The organism is Streptomyces sp. NPDC059524 (genome assembly GCF_042749255.1).
In the GTDB taxonomy this organism is placed as follows: Bacteria; Actinomycetota; Actinomycetes; order Streptomycetales; family Streptomycetaceae; genus Streptomyces; species Streptomyces xanthii.
Genome location: NZ_JBHYTK010000039.1, coordinates 16,880 through 39,139 on the forward strand (window position 1 = coordinate 16,880; position 22,260 = coordinate 39,139).

A 22,260-nucleotide genomic window follows, 5' to 3' on the forward strand; every position below is an offset into this window, starting at 1 on the left:
CACGGAGCGTGACGGGGTCGCCACGCACCCGCACTCTCTGTTGTCGCGGTTCAGGCCTTGCGCGTCCGGCTCGTCGCCTTCTTCGCAGCCGCCTTGGTCGCCTTGGCCGTCTTGACCGTCTTCGCGGTCGCGGTCTTCTTCGCCGGAGCCTTGGCCGCCGCGGCGACGGCCTTCTTGGCCGACTTGCGCGTCCGCGCCGCCGGCACCACGGCGTCGCCCACCCGGTCCGCGCCCAGCACGTCCTGGAGGAACTTGCCGGTGTGGCTCGTCGGGACGGCCGCGACCTGCTCCGGGGTGCCCTCGGCGACGACCAGACCGCCTCCGTTGCCCCCCTCCGGGCCCATGTCGACGATCCAGTCGGCCGTCTTGATCACGTCGAGGTTGTGCTCGATCACGATGACCGAGTTCCCCTTGTCGACGAGGCCCGACAGGACCGTGATCAGCTTGCTGATGTCCTCGAAGTGCAGACCGGTGGTCGGCTCGTCGAGCACGTAGACCGTGCGGCCCGTCGAACGCTTCTGCAGCTCGCTCGCGAGCTTCACGCGCTGCGCCTCACCGCCGGAGAGGGTCGGCGCCGACTGCCCGAGACGGACGTAGCCGAGGCCCACGTCGTTGAGTGTCCTCAGGTGACGGGCGATCGCCGGGACCGCCTCGAAGAAGCCGAGGGCCTCCTCGATCGGCATGTCCAGGACCTCGGCGATGGACTTGCCCTTGTAGTGGACCTCCAGGGTCTCGCGGTTGTACCGCGCACCGTGGCAGACCTCGCACGGGACGTAGACGTCCGGGAGGAAGTTCATCTCGATCTTGATCGTGCCGTCGCCCGAGCAGTTCTCGCAGCGGCCGCCCTTGACGTTGAAGGAGAAGCGTCCGGGCAGGTAGCCGCGCACCTTGGCCTCGGTGGTCTCGGCGAACAGCTTGCGGACGTGGTCGAAGACGCCCGTGTACGTCGCCGGGTTCGACCGCGGGGTGCGGCCGATGGGCGACTGGTCGACGTGCACGACCTTGTCGACGAGATCGTCGCCCTCGACCCGCGTGTGGCGGCCGGGGACGGACCGCGCGCCGTTGAGCTCGCGGGCCAGGTGCGTGTACAGGATGTCGTTGACCAGCGTCGACTTGCCGGAGCCGGAGACTCCGGTGACCGCCGTGAGGACGCCCAGCGGGAAGGACACGTCGATGTCCCGCAGGTTGTTCTCCTTGGCGCCGTGGACGGTCAGGCGGCGCGAGGGGTCGACGGGCCGGCGGATGTCGGGGACCGGGATCGACTTCTTGCCCGACAGGTACTGGCCGGTCATCGATTCCGCGTTGCCCAGCAGCTCCTTCAAGGGGCCGCTGTGCACGACCTTGCCGCCGTGCTCGCCCGCGCCGGGGCCGATGTCGACGACCCAGTCGGCGACCTTGATCGTGTCCTCGTCGTGCTCGACCACGATGAGCGTGTTGCCCATGTCGCGCAGGCGGACGAGGGTCTCGATCAGCCGGTGGTTGTCCCGCTGGTGCAGGCCGATGGAGGGCTCGTCGAGCACGTAGAGGACACCGACGAGGCCGGACCCGATCTGGGTGGCGAGACGGATGCGCTGGGCCTCGCCGCCGGAGAGGGTGCCCGCCGCGCGGTTGAGCGACAGGTAGTCGAGGCCGACGTCGACGAGGAAGCGGAGCCGCTCGTTGACCTCCTTCAGGACGCGCTCGGCGATCTTCTTGTCGCGCGCGTTCAGCGTCAGCTGGGCCAGGAAGTCGGCGCAGTCGCTGATCGACATGGCCGAGACCTCGGCGATCGACTTCCCCATGACCGTGACGGCCAGGACGATCGGCTTCAGGCGCGTGCCCTCACAGGTGGGGCAGGGCACCTCGCGCATGTAGCCCTCGAAGCGCTCGCGGCTGGAGTCCGACTCGGCCTCGCTGTGGCGGCGCTTCACGAAGGGGACGGCGCCTTCGAAGGGCGTCGTGTAGACCCGCTCGCGCCCGTACCGGTTGCGGTAGCGGACCTCGATCTGGGTCTTGTGGCCGTACAGGAGCGCCTTCCTTGCACGCTGCGGCAGCCCCGCGAAGGGGATGTCCGTACGGAAGCCGAGGGCGTCGGCGAGTGCCCCGATGAGGCGGCCGAAGTAGTCCTTGGTGTGGCCGTGCGACCAGGGGTGGATGGCGCCCTCGTCCAGCGACTTGTCCTCGTCGGGGACGATCAGCTCCGGGTCCACCTCCATGCGGGTGCCGATGCCGGTGCAGTCGGGGCAGGCGCCGAACGGCGAGTTGAACGAGAAGGAGCGGGGCTCGAGCTCCTCGAAGGACAGGTCGTCGTGCGGGCAGTACAGGTGCTCGGAGTACATGCGCTCGCGCTCCGGGTCGTCCTCGGGGAGGTCGACGAAGTCGAGCACGACCATGCCGCCCGACAGGCCGAGGGCGGTCTCCACGGAGTCGGTGAGGCGGCGCTTGGCGGAGTCCTTCACCGTGAGGCGGTCGACGACCACCTCGATGGTGTGCTTCTCCTGCTTCTTCAGCGTGGGCGGCTCGGAGAGCTGGACCGTCGTGCCGTCCACGCGTGCGCGGGCGTAGCCCTTCGTCTGGAGGTCGGCGAAGAGGTCGACGAACTCGCCCTTGCGCTCGCGCACGAGCGGCGACAGGACCTGGAAGCGGCTGCCCTCGGGCAGCTCGAGGACCTTGTCCACGATGGCCTGCGGCGACTGGCGGGCGATCGGGCGGCCGCACTGCGGACAGTGCGGCTTGCCGATGCGCGCGAAGAGCAGGCGCAGGTAGTCGTAGACCTCGGTGATGGTGCCGACCGTGGACCGCGGGTTGCGCGACGTGGACTTCTGGTCGATCGAGACGGCCGGTGAGAGGCCCTCGATGAAGTCGACGTCGGGCTTGTCCATCTGGCCGAGGAACTGGCGGGCGTACGAGGACAGCGACTCCACGTAGCGGCGCTGTCCCTCGGCGAAGATCGTGTCGAAGGCGAGCGAGGACTTGCCGGAGCCGGACAGACCGGTGAAGACGATGAGGGAGTCGCGCGGAAGGTCGAGCGAGACGTTCCGGAGATTGTGCTCGCGCGCACCACGGACGATGAGACGGTCGGCCACGCCGGTCCGCACCTTTCTTGAGTGAAGTGACAGGGGCGGAGCCCCCGTCCCCCGAGGTCGGGCGTCCCGGGCGGGCCGCGTCGCGACGGACGCGGGAGGCCCGGGAGGACTGCCCTTACGAAGACTAGAGGGAGCCACTGACAACGCCGGTCGGATTCCCTGATGGGTAACAAACCCGGACCTTCAAGAATGCCCGACGCCGCACGCGAGCCTATAGCACGTACATTCGATTTCAGTGAGGGGCAGGCGACCTTCACCCGAACGTGTGGCCCGACTATCGTCGGCGTCATGAGTGATCATGTGCGCGACCTGGTGTCTGTACGCGAAGCGACCGACCGGCTGCTCGCCGCTGTCGCCACCCTGGACAACGCCGCCGTGAGCGAGCCGTCACGGCTGCCCGGCTGGAGCCGGGGCCACGTCCTCGCCCACCTCTCCCGGAACGCGGACGCGCTCGTCAACGTTCTCGCGGGCCTGCCGATGTACGCGAGCGCCGAGGCGCGCGACGCCGACATCGTGCGGGACGCCCCGCGCGAGCTGCGCGATCAGGTGGCGGACCTGCGGGCGAGCGCCGAGCGGTTCCAGCGCAAGGGTGCCGAGGAGGCCGACTGGGCCCGCACGGTCGAGCTGCGCAACGGCGTCAAGGACGCGGCCGGCAACGTGCCGTTCCGCCGCTGGATCGAGGTGGACCTGCACCACGTGGACCTCGGGATCGGCTACGAGCTGGAGGACCTCTCGGCGGAGTTCACCCAGCGCGAGATCAACTTCCTCGCCCGGCGCTTCCGCGACCACCCGGGCCTGCCGCCGGTCCTGATCAAGCAGGACGACGGCCGGATGGTCTCCACGGGCGCGGTGCAGAGCCCCACCGTGGAGGAGATCGAGGACGGCGCGGTGCCGCCGCTCGGCATCGTCGTGCGCGGACGCCAGGCGGACCTCCTGGGCTGGCTCTCGGGCCGCCGGGACGGCAGCGCACTGACCGTCGACCGGGGCACGCTGCCCTCCCTGCCCCCGCTATAGGCTGATCCCATGACGTACAGCGGAGCAGTGAAGGTCGGCGGCCCGGCGGACGTGCACGAGCTGCGGGACCTGATGATCTCCAAGGTCGCGGTCGGCCCGATGGACAACAACGCGTACCTGCTGCGCTGCCGGGCGACCGACCAGCAGCTCCTGATCGACGCGGCGAACGAGCCGGCGACCCTGCTGCGCCTCATCGGTGACGACGGCATCGCCGCCGTCGTCACCACCCACCGGCACGGCGACCACTGGCAGGCGCTCGCGGAGGTCGTCGAGGCGACCGGCGCGCGCACGTACGCGGGGCGCGACGACGCCGAGGGCATCCCCGTGGCGACGGACGTGACCGTCGCCGACGGGGACGTGATCGAGTTCGGGAACGTGCGGCTCACGGCCCGCCATCTGGTGGGCCACACGCCGGGCTCCATCGCGCTCGTCTACGACGACCCGCACGGCCACCCGCACGTCTTCACGGGCGACTGCCTCTTCCCGGGCGGCGTGGGCAACACCTGGAAGGACCCGAAGGCGTTCGCCAGCCTCATCGACGACGTGGAGACGAAGCTCTTCGACGTGCTCCCCGACGAGACCTGGGTCTACCCGGGGCACGGGAACGACACGACGCTGGGCGCCGAGCGCCCGGGCCTCCCGGAATGGCGCGCCCGCGGTTGGTGACCCCGCAGACCTCGTAGTCCCCGTAGACCCCGTAGGGACCCACTTGGGCGCGAGCGCGCGAGCACGCGAGCACGCGCGCACGCGCGCAAGTGGGGGCGGGCCGGCCGCTGTTCACAATGCAGCAACACCGTTCCACTATGCGGACAGTTGCCGGCCTGATCTCGACAGGTGAGGCCGCGCACTGTCAGTCTCCCGCCATGCCCATGCCTCTCGCCCGGCGCGTCGCGCGCCTCGCCGTCTGCTCCGCCGTCGTCCTCGTCACCGCTTCGGCCTGCGCCCCCGAGCCCGAGAAGAAGGCCTCGGGGAACGCCACGACGGCCGCCTCCTGCGCTCCGGGCGAGCTGGCCACGGTCGCCTCCGGGAAGCTCACCGTGGGCACGGACAAGCCCGCCTACGCCCCGTGGTTCGAGGACGACGACCCGGCCAACGGGAAGGGCTTCGAGTCCGCCGTCGCCTACGCCGTGGCGAAGCAGCTCGGCTACGACAAGGGCCAAGTGGTCTGGCAGACCGTGCCGTTCAACAGCTCCTTCGCCCCGGGCGCCAAGAAGTTCGACTTCGACATCAACCAGGTGTCGATCAGCGACCAGCGCAAGAAGGCCGTCGCGTTCTCGTCCGGCTACTACGACGTGCGCCAGGCCGTCGTCGCCCTGAAGACGTCCAAGGCCGCCAAGGCGAAGAGCGTCGCCGACCTCAAGGACGTGAAGCTGGGCGCCCAAGTGGGCACCACCAGCCTGGACTTCGTCAACGACCTCGTGAAGCCCACCCAGAAGCCGTCCGTCTACCAGAAGAACGACTTCGCCAAGTCCGCTCTCAAGAACGGCCAGGTGGACGCCATCGTCGTCGACCTGCCGACCGCCTTCTACATCACGGGCGCCGAGGTCACCGACGCCGAAGTGGTGGGCCAGTTCGAGAACACGACGGGCACGCCCGAGCGGTTCGGCCTCGTGCTCGACAAGGAGAGCGCGCTGACCTCGTGCGTCTCCGGCGCCGTGGACAAGCTCCGCGACAACGGCACGCTCGCCTCCCTGGAGAAGAAGTGGCTCTCCGAAGCCGTCGACGCTCCGGTGCTCAAGTGACCGTCACCAAGGAGGCGTCCGCCGTCGAGGACGCCTACGTACCCTCGGAGCGCCGTCTGGCGCGCGAGCGGCACAAGCGGGTCCGCGCGCGCCGGGCGACGGCCGTGGCGGCGCTGAGCACCCTGGTGACCGGCGCGGTGCTGTTCCTCGTCGTCGTCAACTCCCCCGGCTGGGAGCGGACGAAGGAGACGTTCTTCAGTGCGCACTACGCGCGCGTGGCGCTGCCCCAGGTCCTGGACGGGCTGTGGCTGAACGTGCGCCTTCTTGTGGTGTGCGGCGCGTGCGTGCTCGTCCTGGGGATGCTGCTGGCGCTCGCGCGGACGCTGCGCGGCCCGGTCTTCTTCCCGCTGCGCGCCCTGGCGACGGCCTACACGGACTTCTTCCGCGGACTGCCGCTCATCATCTGCCTGTTGCTCGTCATCTTCGGCGTGCCCGCGCTGCGCCTCCAGGGCGTGACGACGGATCCGGTGCTGCTCGGCGGCGCCGCGCTCGTGCTCACGTACTCGGCGTACGTCGCCGAGGTGTTCCGGGCCGGCATCGAGTCCGTGCACCCCTCGCAGCGGGCCGCCGCGCGCTCCCTGGGGCTGAGCAACCGGCAGACGCTGCGGCACGTGGTGATCCCCCAGGCGGTGCGCCGTGTCGTGCCGCCGTTGCTGAACGACCTGGTCTCGCTCCAGAAGGACACGGGCCTGGTCTCCATCGGCGGGGCGGTGGACGCCGTGTACGCGGCGCAGATCATCGCGAGCAAGGACTTCAACTACACGCCCTACGTGGTGGCGGGTCTGGTGTTCGTCGCGCTCACGATCCCCATGACCCGGTTCACCGACTGGGTGACGGCCCGGATGGACCGGCGCCGGGCGCAAGGAGGTCTCGTATGACCGAGCCGGTGCTGCGGATGGAGTCCGTCCGCAAGACGTTCGGCGAGACGGTGGTGCTGCGGGACGTCGACCTGGACGTGCCGCAGCACACCGTGACCGCCCTGATCGGCGCCTCGGGGTCCGGCAAGTCGACCCTGTTGCGCTGCGCCAATCTCCTGGAGGAGATCGACGACGGGGCGATCTGGCTGGACGGCGAGGAGATCACCGACCCGCGCGCGGACGCGGACGCGGTGCGCCGGCGGATCGGGGTGGTCTTCCAGGCCTACAACCTGTTCCCGCACATGACCGTCCTGGAGAACGTGACGCTCGCGCCGCGCCGGGTGCACGGCGTGCCCCGCGAGAAGGCCGAGGAAGAGGCCAGGGGGCTCCTGGAGCGGCTCGGGCTCGGGGCGAAGGCCACGGAGTACCCGGACCGGCTCAGCGGCGGCCAGCAGCAGCGTGCGGCGATCGTGCGGGCCCTGGCCGTGCGTCCCCGGCTGCTGCTGCTCGACGAGATCACCGCCGCCCTGGACCCGGAGCTCGTCGGTGAGGTCCTGGACGTCGTGCGCGACCTCAAGGGCGAGGGCATGACCATGGTGCTGGCGACGCACGAGATGAGCTTCGCGCGCGAGGTCGCCGACCAGGTGTGCTTCCTGGACGGCGGTGTCGTCCTCGAACGGGGCGCTCCGGAGGTGGTGTTCGAGGACCCGCAGGAGGAACGCACGCGGAAGTTCCTGCGCCGCATCGTGGAGGCGGGCCGTCTGAACTGAGCGCCGCGTGCGCGTGCCTCGGGCGCCCGTGGACCGCTCAGGCCCCCGCGGCACCGGGTGCGGCGAGCGCGGCGACGCGCTCCACGCCGAACGCGTAGCCCTGTACGCCGCATCCCGCGATCACGCCGTCGGCGCGCAGCGACACGTAGGAGTGGTGCCGGAACTCCTCGCGCTGGTGGATGTTCGAGATGTGGACCTCGACCACGGGCAGTCCGTCGCAGGTGTTGAGCGCGTCGAGGATCGCGACGGAGGTGTGCGAGTAGGCGGCGGGATTGATGACGATGCCGACGTGGTTCTCGCGGGCTTCGTGGATCCAGTCGACGAGTTCGCCCTCGTGGTTGGACTGCCGGAAGTCGACGGTGGCACCGTGCGCGGCGGCCGCCTCGACGCACAGGGCCTCGACGTCGGCGAGCGTGTCCCGGCCGTAGATCTCGGGCTGCCGCTTGCCCAGCAGGTTCAGGTTCGGACCGTTGAGAACCATGATCGGGGCGGTTGCGAGGGTGTGCGGCACGAGGACCTCCGTACGTCGGGCGTTTGCTCCCTGTGGGTCTATCACGCGGGCGCGCCGCCCAACGGGGCGTATCGGTCCGCGGGATCAGGGCGTGACCGCGAGTTCCACGTAGGCGGCCAGGATGACGAGGTGGACGCCGCCCTGCAGCGGGGTCGCCCGGCCGGGGACGACGGTCAGTGTGCTGACGATCAGGGTGAGCGCGAGCAGCACCATGTGTGTGGCGCCGAGGCCGAGGACGAGGGGGCCCGACAGCCAGAACGAGGCGATGGCGACGGCGGGGACGGTCAGGCCGATGCTGGCCATCGCGGAGCCGAGCGCGAGGTTGAGGCTGGTCTGCACGCGGTCGCGGCGGGCCGCGCGGAGGGCCGCGATGGTCTCCGGCAGCAGGACGAGCAGCGCGATGATCACGCCGACGACGGCGTGCGGCATGCCGGCCGCCTCCACGCCGTGCTCGATCGTCTTGGAGACGCCCTTGGCGAGGCCCACGACGCCGACCAGGGCCAGGCCGAGCAGCCCGAGGCTGATCAGGGCGGTGCGGGTGGTCGGCACGTCGGCGTGGTCGTCCGCGTCGATGACCTCGCCGTGCTTGGTGATCGGCAGGAAGTAGTCGCGGTGCCGGACGGTCTGCGTCGCGACGAAGAGGCCGTACAGGACGACCGCGGCGACGGCCGCGAAGATCAGCTGCGAGGTGGAGAACTCGGGGCCGAGCTTGCTGGTGGTGAAGGTCGGCAGGACCAGGCAGAGGGTCGCGAGGGTGGCGACGGTGGCGAGGGCTCCGCCGGTCCCCTCGGACTGGAAGACGGCCACGCGGTGGCGCAGCGCGGCGGAGAGCAGGCTGATGCCGACGATGCCGTTGCAGGTGATCATGACGGCGGCGAACACCGTGTCCCGGGCGAGGGTGGCGCTCTTGTCTCCGCCGTCGGCCATCAGCGTGACGATGAGAGCCACTTCGATGATGGTGACGGCGACGGCGAGGACCAGGGAGCCGAAGGGTTCGCCGACGCGGTGGGCGACGACCTCGGCGTGGTGGACGGCCGCGAGGACGGACGCGGCGAGGACCACGGAGGCGATCGCGACCACGGCACCGGGCAGATCGCGCCCCCAGGTGAACCCGAGCAGGACGACGGCCACCACCGGGACGACGACGTACCACTGTGTGGCGAGGGCCCGGAGTCTGGTGATCATGCCTCGATGGTGCCCGGGGGCGGGCGGGGGCGCGACTTCGGCGCGGGCCGTCAGGGGTGTGCCGGGCGGCGGCCTCGTGCCGGTGCGGCGGGCTGCCTCACTTCAGCTCGCGGGAGTCGGTCAGGTCGCAATTGGTGAAGACCGGCGGGCGCGTGCACAGGGCGACGAGCTGCTCGCTGAGTTTGTTGATCTCGGGCCGGTCGTTGTTGCGCATCGCGTCCTCGTAGGACTCGAACTCCACGATGGCGAGATGCCGGCCCTCGGTGTCCCGGTCCGTAAGCATCATGCGGTGCGTGGGCGCGCTGTCGGGGCGCGGCGACTGCGCCATCATCTGCTTCTCGAAGTCGAGGAGAAGCGCTCTCACCTCGTCGATGCGTTGCGTCTCGAAGTCGATGATCTGAACGAATTTCTGGCTCATGGGGTCCATCCCCGTCGTGCCGTGGCTCCCCGGGGCGGGCAGCCCTCATAGCCAAACAAGCACCGGGAGGCGCGTGCGGCAACCGGACGCCGCACCTCCCGGTGCTGGTGTTTTCTACGCCTGTCGTGGTCAGGCCTCGACGCTGTCCTTCGGAGTCTCTTCGGCGGCTTCCCGCTCGGCCTGCTTCTTGGAGGCGATGAGGCTCGTGATCGTCGTGATGACGAGGACGCCGCAGATGACGGCGAGCGAGACCGGGATGGAGATCTCGGGCACGTGCACCCCGGACTCGTGCAGCGCGTGGAGCACGAGCTTGATGCCGATGAAGCCGAGGATCACCGACAGGCCGTAGCTGAGGTGGACCAGCTTGCGCAGCAGACCGCCGATGAGGAAGTACAGCTGGCGCAGGCCCATCAGCGCGAACGCGTTGGCCGTGAAGACGATGTACGGGTCCTGGGTGAGGCCGAAGATCGCGGGGATCGAGTCCATCGCGAACAGCACGTCGGTCATGCCGATGGCGAGCATGACGACCAGGAGCGGCGTCATGACCTTCTTGCCGTGCTGCTGGATGAAGAGCTTGGTGCCGTGGTAGCGGTCCGCGACGCCGAACTTCTTCTCGATGGACTTCAGGAGCCTGTTCTCCTCGAACTCCTCGTCCTCCTCGTCCGCCATGGCCTCCTTGATGAGCTTCCAGGCGGTGTAGATGAGGAAGGCACCGAAGAGGTAGAAGACCCACGAGAAGCTGGCGATGATCGCCGCGCCGGCCGCGATGAAGATCGCCCGCAGGACGAGCGCGATGAGCACGCCGAAGAGCAGCACCCGCTGCTGCAGGTGGGACGGCACCGAGAACTTCGCCATGATCAGGATGAAGACGAAGAGGTTGTCGACGCTGAGCGACTTCTCGGTGATGAAGCCCGCGAAGAACTCGCCGCCGGCCTGTCCGCTGCCCCAGATCGTGATGCCGACGCCGAAGAGCGCGGCGAGCACGATCCAGACCACCGTCCAGATGCCCGCTTCCTTGATCGACACGTCATGGGGCTTGCGCCCGATGAAGAAGTCGACCGCGATGAGGGCACACAGACCGAGAACGGTCAGTACCCAGAGAGTGATCGATACGTCCACTGCGCCTCCGGCGTCGTACGGCTACTGATCAGCGTCGTCGCTGCCGGAGGTCTCTTCCACCCGGGCGCGGGGACCGCGCCGCGGGCCGACGCCCCGGGATCCACGGCATCGGGCCGGGTCCGTACTGACGGGAACGTCGCGCAAGGAGTACTCCCCTCCGCGTAAAGGAGAGTACCCGAATGCACCATGGAAGGTAAAGGTTTAAGTAAAGTGCAGACCAAGTCTGCAGGTCAGGGGATCAGAGACCTCTTTCCCTTCGGAGGTCCGTCCGCGCTCTGGCGACCTCGGCGAGGACCTGGGACAGCACCGCGCTGCCGTGCGGGACGGCCGGCGGCTCGTACGTCCACGCGTGCCCGACCCAGGGGTCGGCCAGGTGGTCGTCGGGTACGGGCGTCAGGCGGAGCAGCGCGCGCCACAGCGGGTCCAGGAGCGGCCCGTACTCGGCGGCGTCCGCGCGGTCGGCGACCAGCATCAGGTGGACGCCGACCCGTGGGCCCTCGTCCGCGAGATAGCGCAGCCGGGTGACGGCCCGGTCGTCGAAGCCGTGCGGGAAGTCGTGCACGATCAGAAGCTGCTCGGCGATGTCCAGGTCGGGCGGCAGCGCGTCCGCGGCGCCGGCCCGGACCGCCATCTGCACGAGGTCGACGCGCTCGGTCAGCCGGGCGAGCGTCTCGGAGACACCGGCCGCTCCCCTGGCCACCGGTCCGGCGAGCACTCCCGCGTCGACGAGCGGGGCGAGCGCTCCCGCCGCCGTGCCGGCCGGATCGACGACGTGGACGCTGAACTCGCCGGCCGGGTAGGCGGCGAGGAGCCGGGCCGCGTGCAGGACCGCGGTGTGGGCCGCGCGGGAGCGCAGCTCGTCGGCGTCGGTGAGCGCGTCACCGGCCGCGGCCCCGGAGTCGATCCACAGGCCGCGCTCCAGCGGCAGCCGCACCAGCATCGGGATGCCGATCCCGGCGGCGTCCCCCTCGGGCAGCCGCAGGTCGCCGAGCCGGACCGCCATGGGCATCTCCATGGGGCTGCGGTAGGCGTGCCAGCAGGGGTTGTCCCAGCGGGCGTACGGGGCCGGGAGCGCGGGCTCGACGACGTCGGCCTCGGCGGCGAGCTGGGCCAGGTCCCGGTCCAGGGCCTCCCGCGCGCGGTCGACGAGGGCCTCGTGCTTGGCCCGGGCGGCCTCGCGCGCCGCGTCCGCCTGGCCGCCGATGCGGCTGCGCGGGTCGGAGAGGACCTGGTCGAGCTCCTGCTCCATACGGGAGTCGGCGAAGTCGACGGCGCTGCGGTAGGCGGCCGTGCTGCGGGCCATGTCCTCGAACATGCCCCAGACCTGGTTGTAGAGCCGCTCCTCCATGGACCAGCCGGTGGCGTCGCCCGCGACCGGGGTCGCGGGGCGGTCCGGCTGGGCCGGTGCCGGTGCCGAGGGCGGCGGGGGTGCCTGGCGGCCCGGGTGGCTGTAGTCGATCGGGCCGCCCGAGGACGGGGTGCTGCTCGGGGGCTGCGTGGTGGGCGGCAGGCCACCCGTGGCGGCGCCGGCCGCCGCCGTCTGGCGGACCTGCGTCTCGTCGCTCGACCGGGGCGGCGGCGCGACCACTCGGGCCAGTCCCCGCGCGACCGCGTCGTGGACGGCGCCGGCCAGGGCGGGCGCGTCGGTCAGGCCCTGGTCGGCGAGGAGCGCGGCGAGGCCGTCGGCGTAGCCCTGACCGATCGCGCGCACCTTCCAGGCGCCCGCTCGGCGGTACAGCTCCAGGGCGACGACCGCGGACTCCGTGTCGAGGTCGGTGATCGTGTAGCTGGCCTGCTCGGTGCCGTCGAGGCCGGTGACGGCGAGGAACGGGGCCGCGACGGCACCGAACCGGGTCGGGCCGCCGGTGCCGGGCGGCAGGGCGAGGAGCACGGTGACGCGGTGCACGTCCTGCGGCATCGCGTCGAGGTCGACGGCGATGCGGTGGTCGGCCGCCGCCTGACGCGGGACCTCCAGGCCCGGGAGCGAGGGCGCGCCGGGATGGGCCACGCGCGCGGTGCCGTGCACGGCACCGCGGTCGTCGGCGAGCGTGGCGCCCGCGACGACCGGGTGCCCGGCCGACACCCGGATCTCCAGACGGGTCTCGGTGAGGGGGTGGTTCTGCCCCCTCACCAGTTCGGCCGCCATCTCGGGCCCCGCTACAGGGCGGGCAGGATCGCGGGCATCAGGTCCTGGAACGTACGGCCGTTGGCCGCGTTGCCCAGGGCCGTCATCTTCCAGCCCGCTCCGGCACGGTGGACCTTGGCCATGATCTGCGCCGTGTACTGGCCGCCGCCGTCCAGCGTGTAACGCGCGAGCTCCTGGCCGTTCGACTCGTCGACCAGGCGGCAGAACGCGTTCTGCACCTCCTGGAAGGTCTGCCCCGTGAACGAGTTGACCGTGAAGACGATCTGGTCGATGTGGACCGGCACGCGCTGCAGGTCGACGAGGATCGCCTCGTCGTCCCCGCCCTGGCCGACGCCGCCGACCAGGTTGTCCCCGGTGTGGCGGACCGAGCCGTCGTCGCTGACGAGGTGGCGGAAGAAGACCACGTCGACGGGCTGCTTGTCGGCGAAGAGCACCGCCGAGGCGTCCAGGTCGATCTCGCGGGTGCGCGAGCCGAACAGGCCGCGGCGCGGGGCCGCCTGCCAGCCGAGCCCCATGCGCACCGCGGTGAGGGTGCCTCCGTCCTGCTTCTCCAGGCTGATGGCCTGACCCTTGGTCAAGTCGATGCCCACGCGCTGTCCCCTCTCGAACCGTCCCCTGTTGCCGCGGCCTGCGCTCGCGGTTGGTCCAAACCCTAGAGGGCGGCACCGACAGCGCCGCCATGCCGGGCGGGGTTTGTGTCGTTCTTGCAACACAGCAGGTGCCCCCGCCCGGGCGCGGGTCAGGCGATGCCCGCCTCCCTCATCTGCCTCAGTTCCTTCTTCATCTCCGACACCTCGTCGCGCAGGCGTGCCGCGATCTCGAACTGGAGGTCCGCGGCGGCGGCCCGCATCCGCTCCGTCAGTTCCTCGATCTGCTCGGAGAGTTCGGCAGCGGGGCGGTCGGTGGGCTTCGCCGGCTCGGACTTGCCGCGCTTCTTCTTGGCCGCTTCCTTGCCGAGGGTGGGCACCGGGGCCTTGAGGCCCTTCCCGTCCTTGCCGCCCTTGCGGTAGCCGCTGCCGAGCAGTTCCTCGGTGTCGACGTCCTCGCGCGCGATGGACGCGACGATGTCGTTGATCTTCTTCCGGAGCGGCTGGGGGTCGATGCCGTGCGCCTCGTTGTAGGCGATCTGCTTCTCCCGGCGGCGGTTGGTCTCGTCGATGGCCTTCTCCATCGCCGGGGTGATCTTGTCGGCGTACATGTGGACCTGGCCCGACACGTTGCGCGCCGCGCGGCCGATCGTCTGGATCAGGGAGGTGCCGGAGCGCAGGAAGCCCTCCTTGTCGGCGTCGAGGATCGCCACCAGGGAGACCTCGGGCAGGTCGAGGCCCTCGCGCAGCAGGTTGATGCCGACCAGGACGTCGTACTCGCCGGCGCGCAGCTCGCGCAGCAGCTCGACGCGGCGCAGGGTGTCGACGTCGCTGTGCAGGTAGCGCACCTGGATGCCGAGCTCCAGGAAGTAGTCGGTGAGGTCCTCGGCCATCTTCTTGGTGAGCGTGGTCACCAGGACGCGCTCGTCCTTCTCGGTGCGCGTGCGGATCTCGTGCACCAGGTCGTCGATCTGCCCCTCGGTGGGCTTGACGACGACCTCCGGGTCGACGAGGCCGGTGGGGCGGATGATCTGCTCGACGTAGCCGTCGGAACGGGCGAGCTCGTACTGGCCCGGCGTCGCCGACAGATAGACGGTCTGGCCGACGCGCTCCTGGAACTCCTCCCACTTCAGCGGGCGGTTGTCGAGCGCGGACGGCAGCCGGAATCCGTGGTCGACGAGGGTGCGCTTGCGGGAGGCGTCGCCCTCGTACATGGCGCCGATCTGCGGGACCGTGACGTGCGACTCGTCGATGACGAGCAGGAAGTCGTCCGGGAAGTAGTCCAGCAGCGTGTTCGGCGGAGAGCCGGGCTCGCGGCCGTCGAAGTGCATCGAGTAGTTCTCCACGCCGGAGCAGGAGCCGATCTGGCGGAGCATCTCGAGGTCGTACGTGGTGCGCATGCGCAGCCGCTGGGCCTCGAGCATCTTGCCCTGCTTCTCGAGCTCGGTGAGGCGCTCCCCGAGCTCCTTCTCGATGTCGTTGGCCGCGCGCTCCAGGCGCTCGGGGCCCGCCACGTAGTGCGTGGCCGGGAAGACGTAGAGCGACTCGTCGTCGCTGATGACCTCGCCGGTCAGGGGGTGGAGGGTGGAGAGGGACTCGATCTCGTCGCCGAACATCTCGATGCGGACGGCGAGCTCCTCGTACACGGGGAAGATCTCGATGGTGTCGCCGCGGACGCGGAAGGTGCCGCGCTGGAACGCCAGGTCGTTGCGCGTGTACTGGATGTCGACGAAGCGGCGCAGCAGGTCGTCGCGGTCGATCTCGTCGCCGACCTTCAGCTGGACCATGCGGTCCACGTACTCCTGCGGGGTGCCGAGGCCGTAGATGCAGGAGACGGAGGCGACCACGACGACGTCGCGCCGGGTCAGCAGCGAGTTCGTCGCGGAGTGGCGCAGGCGCTCCACCTCCTCGTTGATCGAGGAGTCCTTCTCGATGTAGGTGTCCGACTGCGGGACGTAGGCCTCGGGCTGGTAGTAGTCGTAGTACGAGACGAAGTACTCGACCGCGTTGTTCGGCAGGAGCTCGCGGAACTCGTTGGCCAGCTGGGCGGCCAGCGTCTTGTTCGGCGCCATCACCAGGGTGGGGCGCTGCAGCTTCTCGATCATCCACGCCGTGGTGGCGGACTTGCCGGTGCCGGTCGCGCCGAGGAGGACCACGTCCTTCTCACCTGCGCGGATGCGCTGGTCCAGCTCGGCGATGGCCGCGGGCTGGTCACCGCTGGGCTGGTAGGGGCTGACGACCTCGAAAGGCGCCACCGTGCGTTCGATCTTCGATACGGGCCGCATGGGATCCACCGTACGACCCACCACTGACAACCGGGTGCGAAGCGGCGTCGGGCCGGGCGTCCGGCGGTGCGGTCACCAGCGCTGCGGGGTCCGCGAGGGCTGCTTGTCGGGGGCGCGGCGGGGGCGCGGGATCCGGGCGGCGGGGGCGCCCACCTGGCGGGCGGCGTCCCGGGCGTCGCGCCAGTCGGGGCGGCCCATGACCATCATCGGGTCGAACAGGACGACCACCCCGGCCAGCAGGAGGAAGCACAGGGGGCCGATCAGCATGGGGGCGAGGATGCCGGCGGCCGAGTCCCCCGCGGGGCTGCCGGTCGCGGCGCCGTGCAGCTGGACGCTGACGCCGGCCATCCCCATGTAGTGCATGCCGGACACGGCGAGCCCCATGACGAGGCTCGCGCCGAGGCTCCACAGGATGCCGCGCACCTGGACGGCCGCCCACAGGGCCGCCGTGGCGGCCACCATGGCGATCAGCACGGAGGCCCCGACGGTGTACGTGTTGTACTGAAGCGTCCCGTGGAGTCGCATTCCGGCCATGCCCAGGTAGTGCATCGAGGCGACCCCCAGGCCGGTGATCGTCCCTCCGGTGAAGAGGGCCGGGCCGCTCGCTCCCTTGTAGCCGACGATGAAGACGCCCACGCCCACCATGACGACGGCGACGCCGAGGCTCGCGAAGGTCGTCGGTTTGTCGTAGTGGATCGGCACCCCGCGCACGGTGAAGCCCATCATCGCGATGAAGTGCATCGTCCAGATGCCGGAGCCGATGGCCGCGGACCCGAGGGCGAGCCAGCCGGCCCTCCAGGTGTGCGCCACATGGAGGGATCTCGTGGTGCAGCGCAGGCCGAGCGCGCCTCCCAGGCAGGCCATGAGATACGCCACCACCGGAGTGACGAGTCCATAACTGAAGCCGTCGACCGTGCCCTGCATACGACGCAGCCCTTCCACCCTTTTGCCCCTACATGTCCTGCACGTTCCCCTTCTGCCAACGGCCACCGGGGTGACCGTGGTTGAGGCTGAGAGTAGAACCCTCACAGGAACGTTCGAACGATTTTCCGGCAAAGACCTGGCCCGTACGTCACGGGGTGGGTCGCAGTTGGATAACGCCGTTCAACCCCTGACCATTCTTCGCCTGTTTGGCGTTGGCCCCGCGGTGTCAGTCTCATGCGAGTCCGTGATGTCACGACCCATGAGGAGCAGACGTGTACGCACGCGCAGCAGCCGCACTCACCTCGGTGACGGGATCCGTCGTCGTCGCCGTCCTGGTCCTTCCCGGCACGGCGCAGGCCGCCGACGGAACCGGCAGACAGGTGGTGATCGCGCACCGCGGCGCCTCCGCCTACGCCCCGGAGAACACCCTGGAGGCCGTCGACAAGGCGGACGAACTGGGCATCTCCTGGGTCGAGAACGACGTGCAGCGCACCAAGGACGGCGCGCTCGTCGTCATCCACGACAACACGCTGTCCCGCACCACGAACGTCGAGCAGGTCTACCCCGACCGGGCCCCGTGGAACGTACGGGACTTCACGGCCGCCGAGATCGCCAAGCTGGACGCGGGCAGCTGGAAGGGCGCCCAGTTCGCCGGCGCGCGGATCCCGACGCTCCATCAGTACCTGGAGCGGGTGGACCGCAACCACCAGCGGCTGCTCCTGGAGATCAAGTCGCCCGAGCTCTATCCCGGCATCGAGGACCAGATCCTGCGTCAGCTCGGCCGGGACGGCTGGCTGCGGCACAGCCGCGTCAAGCACCGCCTCATCGTCCAGAGCTTCAGCGCGGACAGCGTGAAGACCGTGCACCAGCGCCGCCCCGACATCAAGACCGGCTTCCTCGGCACGCCCGCCGTGGCCGACCTGCCCGCGTACGCGAAGTTCGCGGACCAGATCAACCCCTCGCACACGACGATCTCCGCCGGCTACGTCGACGCGGTCCACGCGCTCAAGGGCCCGCACGACAAACCGCTCGAGGTCTTCACCTGGACCGTGAACGACACGGCGAACGCGGTGAAGGCGATCGGGTTCGGGGTCGACGGGATCATCACGAACAACCCGGACGTCGTCCGCGACGCCGTGGACGCCATGTCGTACTGACCGTCGCGGATCGGCTCCGACCGCCGGGCGAACGGCTCCGGCCGGGCGTTGTCAGTGCCCGGCCGTACCGTGGTCGGCATGGACTCCATCGGCGGCACCGGGCAGGACGGGCGGAACGAGAGCGCACGGGTCGTGTGGACCGTCGTGGGCAGCGACATCGGTCCGCTGCTGCTGGCGGCGACGGACACGGGGCTCGTGACCGTCGGCTTCCACGCGACGGACGCCGTGCGCGACCACATGCTCGGCCGGCTCGCCTCCCGCTTCGGGACCGAGCCGGTCGAGGCGCCCGACGCACCGCTGCTCGCGGAGGCGAGAGCCCAGCTGGCGGACTACTTCGCCGGGCGCCGGCACACCTTCGAGCTGCCGCTCGACTGGTCGCTCAGCGCGGGCTTCAACCGGGAGGTGCTGCGCGAGCTGGCGACCGGGGTGCCGTACGGGTCGGTCGTCGGGTACGGGGATCTGGCGCGCCGGGTCGGCCAGCCGGGAGCGGCGCAGGCGGTCGGCGCGGCGATGGGGTCGAATCCGCTGCCCGTCGTGGTGCCGTGCCACCGGGTCGTGGAGAGCGACGGGGGCATCGGCGGGTTCGGGGGCGGACTGGAGACGAAGCGGAAGCTGCTCGCGCTCGAAGGGGTGTTGCCCGAGCCGCTGTTCTGAGAAGGTCCCGGGGGCGGGACGCGGTGATCGGTACGGGGTGTGCAGGGGGTGGGGTCGTTGGGTGCGGGTTCGCTGGAATCGGGTGAGACGCCGGACGCGCAGGAGGTGCGCGCCGAGCCGGCCGGGGACGCGGTGGAGCGCTCCGGCGGGGTCGGTGAGGCCGTCCAGAGACGTACGCAGCGGGTGCTCGTCGCCTCGCAGATCCTCGGCGGGCTCGGCACCGCCACCGGGATCGCGCTGGCCGCGGTGCTCGCCAAGAAGGTGAGCGGCGACGAGGCGCTGTCCGGGCTGGCGTCCACGGCCAGCGTGGTGGGCACGGCGGTGCTGTCGATGCCACTGGCCGCGTTGATGAACGCGCGCGGGCGGCGGGCCGGGCTCGTCCTCGCCTATCTGGTGGGCGCGGCCGGCGCGCTGCTGACGGTGGTCGCCGCCGCGATGGGGAACTTTCCGCTGCTGCTCGTGGGCCTCGCCGGGTTCGGCGCCGCGTCCTCCGCCAATCTGCAGGCGCGCTACGCGGCGGCCGACCTGGCCGAGCCCGACCGGCGGGCGCGCGCCATCTCGACCGTGGTGTGGGCGACGACGATCGGCGCGGTCCTCGGGCCGAACATCGCGGCGCCCGCGGGCCGCAGCGTGACCGGGCTCGGCATCCCGGAGGAGTCCGGGCCGTTCGTGTGGGCTGCCGGGGTCTTCCTGATCTCCGCCGTCCTCGTGCATCTGCTGCTCAGACCCGACCCCCTGCTGACCGCCCGGGCGCTGGCTCCGGCGGCGGAGCAGTCGGCCGAGGCGCGCTCGCTGCGCGCGGGGTTCGCGGCCGTGTCCGCGTCGCCCATGGCCCGGCTCGCGCTGGTGACGGTGGCGGTGTCACACACGGCGATGGTCTCGGTCATGTCGATGACCCCGGTCGACCTGGAGCACCACGGCGCCGGCATCGAGCTGATCGGGCTCGTCATCAGTGGTCACATCGCCGGCATGTACGCGTTCTCGCCGGTGATGGGGCGGCTCGCGGACCGGTTCGGGCGGCTGACCGTGATCGGGCTCGCCGTGGGGCTGCTGGCGCTGGCCGCCCTGCTCGCGGGGACGGCGGGCGGCAGCCATGTGCGCAGTGCGGCCGGGCTGTTCGTACTGGGGCTCGGCTGGTCGGCGGGGCTGGTCGCCGGTTCCGCGCTGCTCACCGACTCGGTGCCGCAGGCCGCGCGCGCCGCCGCGCAGGGGTTGTCGGACCTGACGACGAGTCTGGCGGCGGGCATCGGCGGTGCGACGGCCGGTCTGGTGGTCGCGACGGCGAGCTACGCGTGGCTGAACCTGGCGGCGGCCTGTCTCCTGCTGCCGCTCGGCGCGCTCGCCCTGTTCACGAGACGGTTCAGCTCAGGCTGATCTGGTAGGCCTTGCGCAGCGTCTCGTGCACGGTCCACGTCGTCCGGTCGCCCTCGCGCAGCACGGCGGCGGTGCCGGGGCCGAGCTCCAGGGTGTCTCCGCCCTCGACCTCGACGGTGGCGCGTCCGCTGACGACGACGAACAGCTCGTCGGCCTCGGTGTCGGTGACCACACCCGGCGTGATCTGCCAGATGCCCCGCAGCTGCTTGCCGTCGGCGGACTCCCACAGGACCGCGCCGGTGACTTCGGGGGTGCCCGAGACGATCTGGGCGGGGTCGAGCGGCTCCGGCTCCAGGGTCACGTCGGGGACGTGGACGGCGAAGGAGGGGACGGGGCCGGTGGTGGGCTGAGCGTTCGTGGTCATGGCCGGACCCTAGTTGACCTGCGCCCCCGCGCTCACTGGACGCCTCGTAGCGTCGTACGGCCGCCGACTGGACGGGCCGTCGAGCCGTGGGCCGTCGCGCGGGGAAGGCCGGGGCCGCGCGTGTGGCGATCTCCCGGGCGGTGTTTGAGGAGGAGGCCCGTCCGCCAGGGATCACAGGGACGGCACATCCGGGTCCGACCGGCGGAGGGATGACGGCATGGTGGTCGTGGCGGACGAGGTTCGGGACGCGCTCGCGCAAGGGCGTCCGGTGGTGGCACTGGAGTCGACGATCATCGCGCACGGGTTGCCGAGGCCGCGCAACCTGCAGGTCGCGGGCGAGCTGGAGCAGCTCGTGCGGGACGCGGGTGCGGTGCCCGCGACCATCGCGGTGCTCGACGGGAAGCCGTACGTCGGCCTGGACAAGGGGCAGTTGGAGCGGGTCGCGAGCGAGGACGGCATCCGCAAGCTCAGCCGGAGGGACCTTCCGCTGGCGTTCGCCACGGGGGCGAGCGGGGCGACCACGGTGTCGGCCACGGCGCTGCTGGCGGCGCTCGCGGGGGTGCGGGTGTTCGCGACGGGCGGGCTCGGCGGGGTGCACCGGGGCTGGACGGAGACGCAGGACGAGTCGGCGGACCTCGGACTGCTCGCGCGGACGCGGATCACGGTGGTGTGCGCGGGCGTGAAGTCCGTCCTGGACGTTCCTGCGACGCTGCAGCGCCTGGAGACACTCGGGGTGTCCGTCGCGGGGTACGGGACGGATCGCTTCCCGGGGTTCTACCTGGCCGACTCGGGTGAGCCGGTGGACTGGACGCTGCGCTCGCCGGACGAGGTCGCGGCGGTGATGCGGGCCCAGGACGAGCTGCCCGGTACGGACGCGGCGCTGATCGTCGCCAACCCCGTACCGGAGGCGGAGCAGCTGGATCCGGTGCTGCACGCGCGTGTGCTGGAGAACGGGCTGCGGGAGTGCGCGGAGCGTGAGGTGAGCGGGCAGGCGGTGACTCCGTTCCTGCTCGACTATCTGGTGCGGCACACGGCCGGCGCGTCCCTGGAGGCGAACCTGGCGGCGGTGCGCGGGAACGTGCGGCTCGCCGGGCGGATCGCGGTCGCCTGGGCGGGGGCGTGACGCCGCGCGGGCTGCTGGTGGTCGGGGATGTCGTCACGGACGTCGTGGCGCGTCACCACGGGCCGCTCGCCGCGGGGACGGACACGCAGGCCGCCATCCGTACGGTGCCGGGCGGAGCGGGGGCGAACGTGGCGTGCTGGGCGGCGTACCGGGGGTGCCCGGACGTCACGCTGCTCGGCCGGGTCGGGGCGGAGTCCGCGCGCTGGCACGAGGAGGCGCTCGTACGGGCCGGGGTGCGGCCGCGCCTCGTGGTGGATACCGACGCGCCGACCGGGTCGGTGGTCTGCCTGGTGGACTCCGCGGACGGGGGCGAGCGGACGTTCCTGACGGACAGCGGGGCCTGTCTGCGGATCGGGCCCGAGAATTGGTCGGCCGGTCTGCTCGACGGGGTCGGCTGGCTGCACCTGTCCGGGTACCTGTTCTTCTCGGCGACCGGGCGGGAGCTGGTGGCGGCCGCCGTGCGGGACGCACGCGCGCGGGGCGTGCCCATGAGTGTGGATCCGGCGTCGGCGGGATTTCTGCGGGAGTTGGGCGCCGAGCGGTTTCTGGAGCTCGCGGAGGGGGTGGACGTGCTGCTGCCCAGCCGGGACGAGGCGGTGCTGCTCGCGGGCGGGGCCGGCGGAGGTGGAGGTGCCGGTGGAGTGGACGGGGCCGCGGCGGAGTTGAGCGGGCGGTTCTCCGTGGTGGTCGTGAAGGCGGGGGCGGAGGGGGCCTGTGTGGCGTGGGGCGGAGTGGTGCGGGAGTGGGTGAAGGCGGCGGCGGGGGTCGTGGTGCGGGATGCGACGGGGGCGGGGGACGCCTTCGTGGGGGCGGTGGTGGGGGCCCGGGTGCGCGGGACCTCGTGGCGAGGCGCGTTGGAGGACGGGTGCGGGGCGGGGGCGGTGGCGGTCGGGGTGGTCGGCGGCCGGCCGCCGCGCGGTTCCTAGGGACCGCAGCCTGATGCGCCAACTGGGTCGCCCGTTCGT

The 22,260-nt window shown here is 71.1% G+C and carries 20 protein-coding genes; 10 read left to right on the top strand and 10 right to left on the bottom strand.

Annotated elements, in window-relative coordinates; all coding sequences use genetic code 11:
- Window positions 1–50: 50 nt before the first annotated feature.
- Window positions 51–3,065 (bottom strand): excinuclease ABC subunit UvrA, encoded by a 3,015-nt coding sequence (gene uvrA, locus ACFW9D_RS13975; protein ID WP_384621506.1) that lies wholly within the window; start codon window positions 3,063–3,065, stop codon window positions 51–53.
- A gap of 288 nt (window positions 3,066–3,353) precedes the next feature.
- Here uvrA and ACFW9D_RS13980 point away from each other — a divergent pair, with 288 nt between their 5' ends.
- The 5 genes from ACFW9D_RS13980 to ACFW9D_RS14000 all read left to right on the top strand — a co-directional run bounded on the left by ACFW9D_RS13980 (window position 3,354) and on the right by ACFW9D_RS14000 (window position 7,448).
- Window positions 3,354–4,079, top strand: a complete 726-nt coding sequence (locus ACFW9D_RS13980) for a maleylpyruvate isomerase family mycothiol-dependent enzyme (RefSeq protein ID WP_188339574.1) — start codon at window positions 3,354–3,356, stop codon at window positions 4,077–4,079.
- 9 nt (window positions 4,080–4,088) lie between these two features.
- On the top strand, window positions 4,089–4,745 hold the full coding sequence (locus ACFW9D_RS13985) for an MBL fold metallo-hydrolase (RefSeq protein WP_188339573.1): 657 nt from the start codon (window positions 4,089–4,091) through the stop codon (window positions 4,743–4,745).
- Window positions 4,746–4,948: 203 nt separating this feature from the next.
- Window positions 4,949–5,821: an ABC transporter substrate-binding protein gene (locus tag ACFW9D_RS13990; RefSeq protein ID WP_384621575.1), complete on the top strand. Its 873-nt coding sequence runs from the start codon at window positions 4,949–4,951 to the stop codon at window positions 5,819–5,821.
- On the top strand, window positions 5,818–6,699 hold the full coding sequence (locus tag ACFW9D_RS13995; protein WP_188339572.1) for an amino acid ABC transporter permease: 882 nt from the start codon (window positions 5,818–5,820) through the stop codon (window positions 6,697–6,699). The genes ACFW9D_RS13990 and ACFW9D_RS13995 overlap by 4 nt, the downstream gene beginning before the upstream one ends.
- Window positions 6,696–7,448: an amino acid ABC transporter ATP-binding protein gene (locus tag ACFW9D_RS14000; protein WP_384621510.1), complete on the top strand. Its 753-nt coding sequence runs from the start codon at window positions 6,696–6,698 to the stop codon at window positions 7,446–7,448. Before ACFW9D_RS13995 ends, ACFW9D_RS14000 begins: the two co-directional genes overlap by 4 nt.
- Window positions 7,449–7,485: 37 nt before the next feature.
- On the opposite strand, the gene aroQ is transcribed toward ACFW9D_RS14000, so the two are convergent.
- From aroQ to ACFW9D_RS14040, 8 genes are all read right to left on the bottom strand, one after another.
- Window positions 7,486–7,959 carry a type II 3-dehydroquinate dehydratase gene (gene aroQ, locus ACFW9D_RS14005; RefSeq protein WP_384621513.1) on the bottom strand — a complete coding sequence of 158 codons (474 nt, stop codon included), beginning with the start codon at window positions 7,957–7,959 and terminating at the stop codon, window positions 7,486–7,488.
- An 84-nt stretch (window positions 7,960–8,043) separates the two neighbouring features.
- Window positions 8,044–9,144, bottom strand: coding sequence for a calcium:proton antiporter (locus ACFW9D_RS14010; protein ID WP_384621516.1), 1,101 nt, complete (start codon window positions 9,142–9,144; stop codon window positions 8,044–8,046).
- 97 nt (window positions 9,145–9,241) lie between these two features.
- Entirely contained in the window at window positions 9,242–9,562 is a 321-nt protein-coding gene (locus tag ACFW9D_RS14015; RefSeq protein ID WP_188339569.1) for a hypothetical protein, read from the bottom strand.
- A 129-nt stretch (window positions 9,563–9,691) separates the two neighbouring features.
- Window positions 9,692–10,681, bottom strand: a complete 990-nt coding sequence (locus tag ACFW9D_RS14020) for a TerC/Alx family metal homeostasis membrane protein (RefSeq protein WP_188339568.1) — start codon at window positions 10,679–10,681, stop codon at window positions 9,692–9,694.
- 238 nt (window positions 10,682–10,919) lie between these two features.
- Window positions 10,920–12,827, bottom strand: a complete 1,908-nt coding sequence (locus ACFW9D_RS14025; RefSeq protein ID WP_384621521.1) for a TerD family protein — start codon at window positions 12,825–12,827, stop codon at window positions 10,920–10,922.
- Window positions 12,828–12,838: 11 nt separating this feature from the next.
- Window positions 12,839–13,417, bottom strand: coding sequence for a TerD family protein (locus tag ACFW9D_RS14030; RefSeq protein WP_188339566.1), 579 nt, complete (start codon window positions 13,415–13,417; stop codon window positions 12,839–12,841).
- Window positions 13,418–13,566: 149 nt separating this feature from the next.
- The gene (uvrB, locus tag ACFW9D_RS14035; RefSeq protein ID WP_384621524.1) at window positions 13,567–15,699 is read right to left on the bottom strand and encodes an excinuclease ABC subunit UvrB; all 2,133 of its coding nucleotides are present in this window, start codon (window positions 15,697–15,699) and stop codon (window positions 13,567–13,569) included.
- Between the two features lie 72 nt (window positions 15,700–15,771).
- Complete coding sequence (locus ACFW9D_RS14040; protein ID WP_384621578.1) at window positions 15,772–16,623, bottom strand: MHYT domain-containing protein; 852 nt, start codon at window positions 16,621–16,623, stop codon at window positions 15,772–15,774.
- 272 nt (window positions 16,624–16,895) lie between these two features.
- On the opposite strand from ACFW9D_RS14040, the gene ACFW9D_RS14045 reads away from it, so the two are divergent.
- The 3 genes from ACFW9D_RS14045 (at window position 16,896) to ACFW9D_RS14055 (ending at window position 19,808) form a co-directional block, all read left to right on the top strand.
- A complete protein-coding gene (locus ACFW9D_RS14045) occupies window positions 16,896–17,780 on the top strand; it encodes a glycerophosphodiester phosphodiesterase family protein (RefSeq protein ID WP_188339563.1) in 885 nt (294 codons plus the stop codon).
- Between the two features lie 78 nt (window positions 17,781–17,858).
- The gene (locus ACFW9D_RS14050) at window positions 17,859–18,434 is read left to right on the top strand and encodes a methylated-DNA--[protein]-cysteine S-methyltransferase (RefSeq protein ID WP_188339562.1); all 576 of its coding nucleotides are present in this window, start codon (window positions 17,859–17,861) and stop codon (window positions 18,432–18,434) included.
- A gap of 132 nt (window positions 18,435–18,566) precedes the next feature.
- Window positions 18,567–19,808 (top strand): MFS transporter, encoded by a 1,242-nt coding sequence (locus tag ACFW9D_RS14055; protein WP_384621581.1) that lies wholly within the window; start codon window positions 18,567–18,569, stop codon window positions 19,806–19,808.
- Here ACFW9D_RS14055 and ACFW9D_RS14060 read toward each other — a convergent pair.
- Entirely contained in the window at window positions 19,795–20,172 is a 378-nt protein-coding gene (locus tag ACFW9D_RS14060; RefSeq protein WP_188339561.1) for a cupin domain-containing protein, read from the bottom strand. The two genes, ACFW9D_RS14055 and ACFW9D_RS14060, sit on opposite strands and share 14 nt — an antisense overlap.
- 217 nt (window positions 20,173–20,389) lie before the next feature.
- On the opposite strand from ACFW9D_RS14060, the gene ACFW9D_RS14065 reads away from it, so the two are divergent.
- On the top strand, window positions 20,390–21,295 hold the full coding sequence (locus tag ACFW9D_RS14065; protein ID WP_188339560.1) for a pseudouridine-5'-phosphate glycosidase: 906 nt from the start codon (window positions 20,390–20,392) through the stop codon (window positions 21,293–21,295).
- Window positions 21,292–22,221: a carbohydrate kinase family protein gene (locus ACFW9D_RS14070; protein ID WP_384621528.1), complete on the top strand. Its 930-nt coding sequence runs from the start codon at window positions 21,292–21,294 to the stop codon at window positions 22,219–22,221. The genes ACFW9D_RS14065 and ACFW9D_RS14070 overlap by 4 nt, the downstream gene beginning before the upstream one ends.
- Window positions 22,222–22,260 lie beyond the last annotated feature (39 nt).

Coding starts and splice junctions, on each gene's coding strand:
- ACFW9D_RS13980 (WP_188339574.1), top strand. CDS start 3,354: ATGAGTGATCATGTGCGCGACCTGGTGTCTGTACGCGAAGCGACCGAC.
- ACFW9D_RS14010 (WP_384621516.1), bottom strand. CDS start 9,144: ATGATCACCAGACTCCGGGCCCTCGCCACACAGTGGTACGTCGTCGTC.
- ACFW9D_RS13990 (WP_384621575.1), top strand. CDS start 4,949: ATGCCTCTCGCCCGGCGCGTCGCGCGCCTCGCCGTCTGCTCCGCCGTC.
- ACFW9D_RS13985 (WP_188339573.1), top strand. CDS start 4,089: ATGACGTACAGCGGAGCAGTGAAGGTCGGCGGCCCGGCGGACGTGCAC.
- uvrB (WP_384621524.1), bottom strand. CDS start 15,699: ATGCGGCCCGTATCGAAGATCGAACGCACGGTGGCGCCTTTCGAGGTC.
- ACFW9D_RS14065 (WP_188339560.1), top strand. CDS start 20,390: ATGGTGGTCGTGGCGGACGAGGTTCGGGACGCGCTCGCGCAAGGGCGT.
- ACFW9D_RS14015 (WP_188339569.1), bottom strand. CDS start 9,562: ATGAGCCAGAAATTCGTTCAGATCATCGACTTCGAGACGCAACGCATC.
- ACFW9D_RS14025 (WP_384621521.1), bottom strand. CDS start 12,827: ATGGCGGCCGAACTGGTGAGGGGGCAGAACCACCCCCTCACCGAGACC.
- ACFW9D_RS14060 (WP_188339561.1), bottom strand. CDS start 20,172: ATGACCACGAACGCTCAGCCCACCACCGGCCCCGTCCCCTCCTTCGCC.
- ACFW9D_RS14040 (WP_384621578.1), bottom strand. CDS start 16,623: ATGCAGGGCACGGTCGACGGCTTCAGTTATGGACTCGTCACTCCGGTG.
- ACFW9D_RS14050 (WP_188339562.1), top strand. CDS start 17,859: ATGGACTCCATCGGCGGCACCGGGCAGGACGGGCGGAACGAGAGCGCA.
- ACFW9D_RS14000 (WP_384621510.1), top strand. CDS start 6,696: ATGACCGAGCCGGTGCTGCGGATGGAGTCCGTCCGCAAGACGTTCGGC.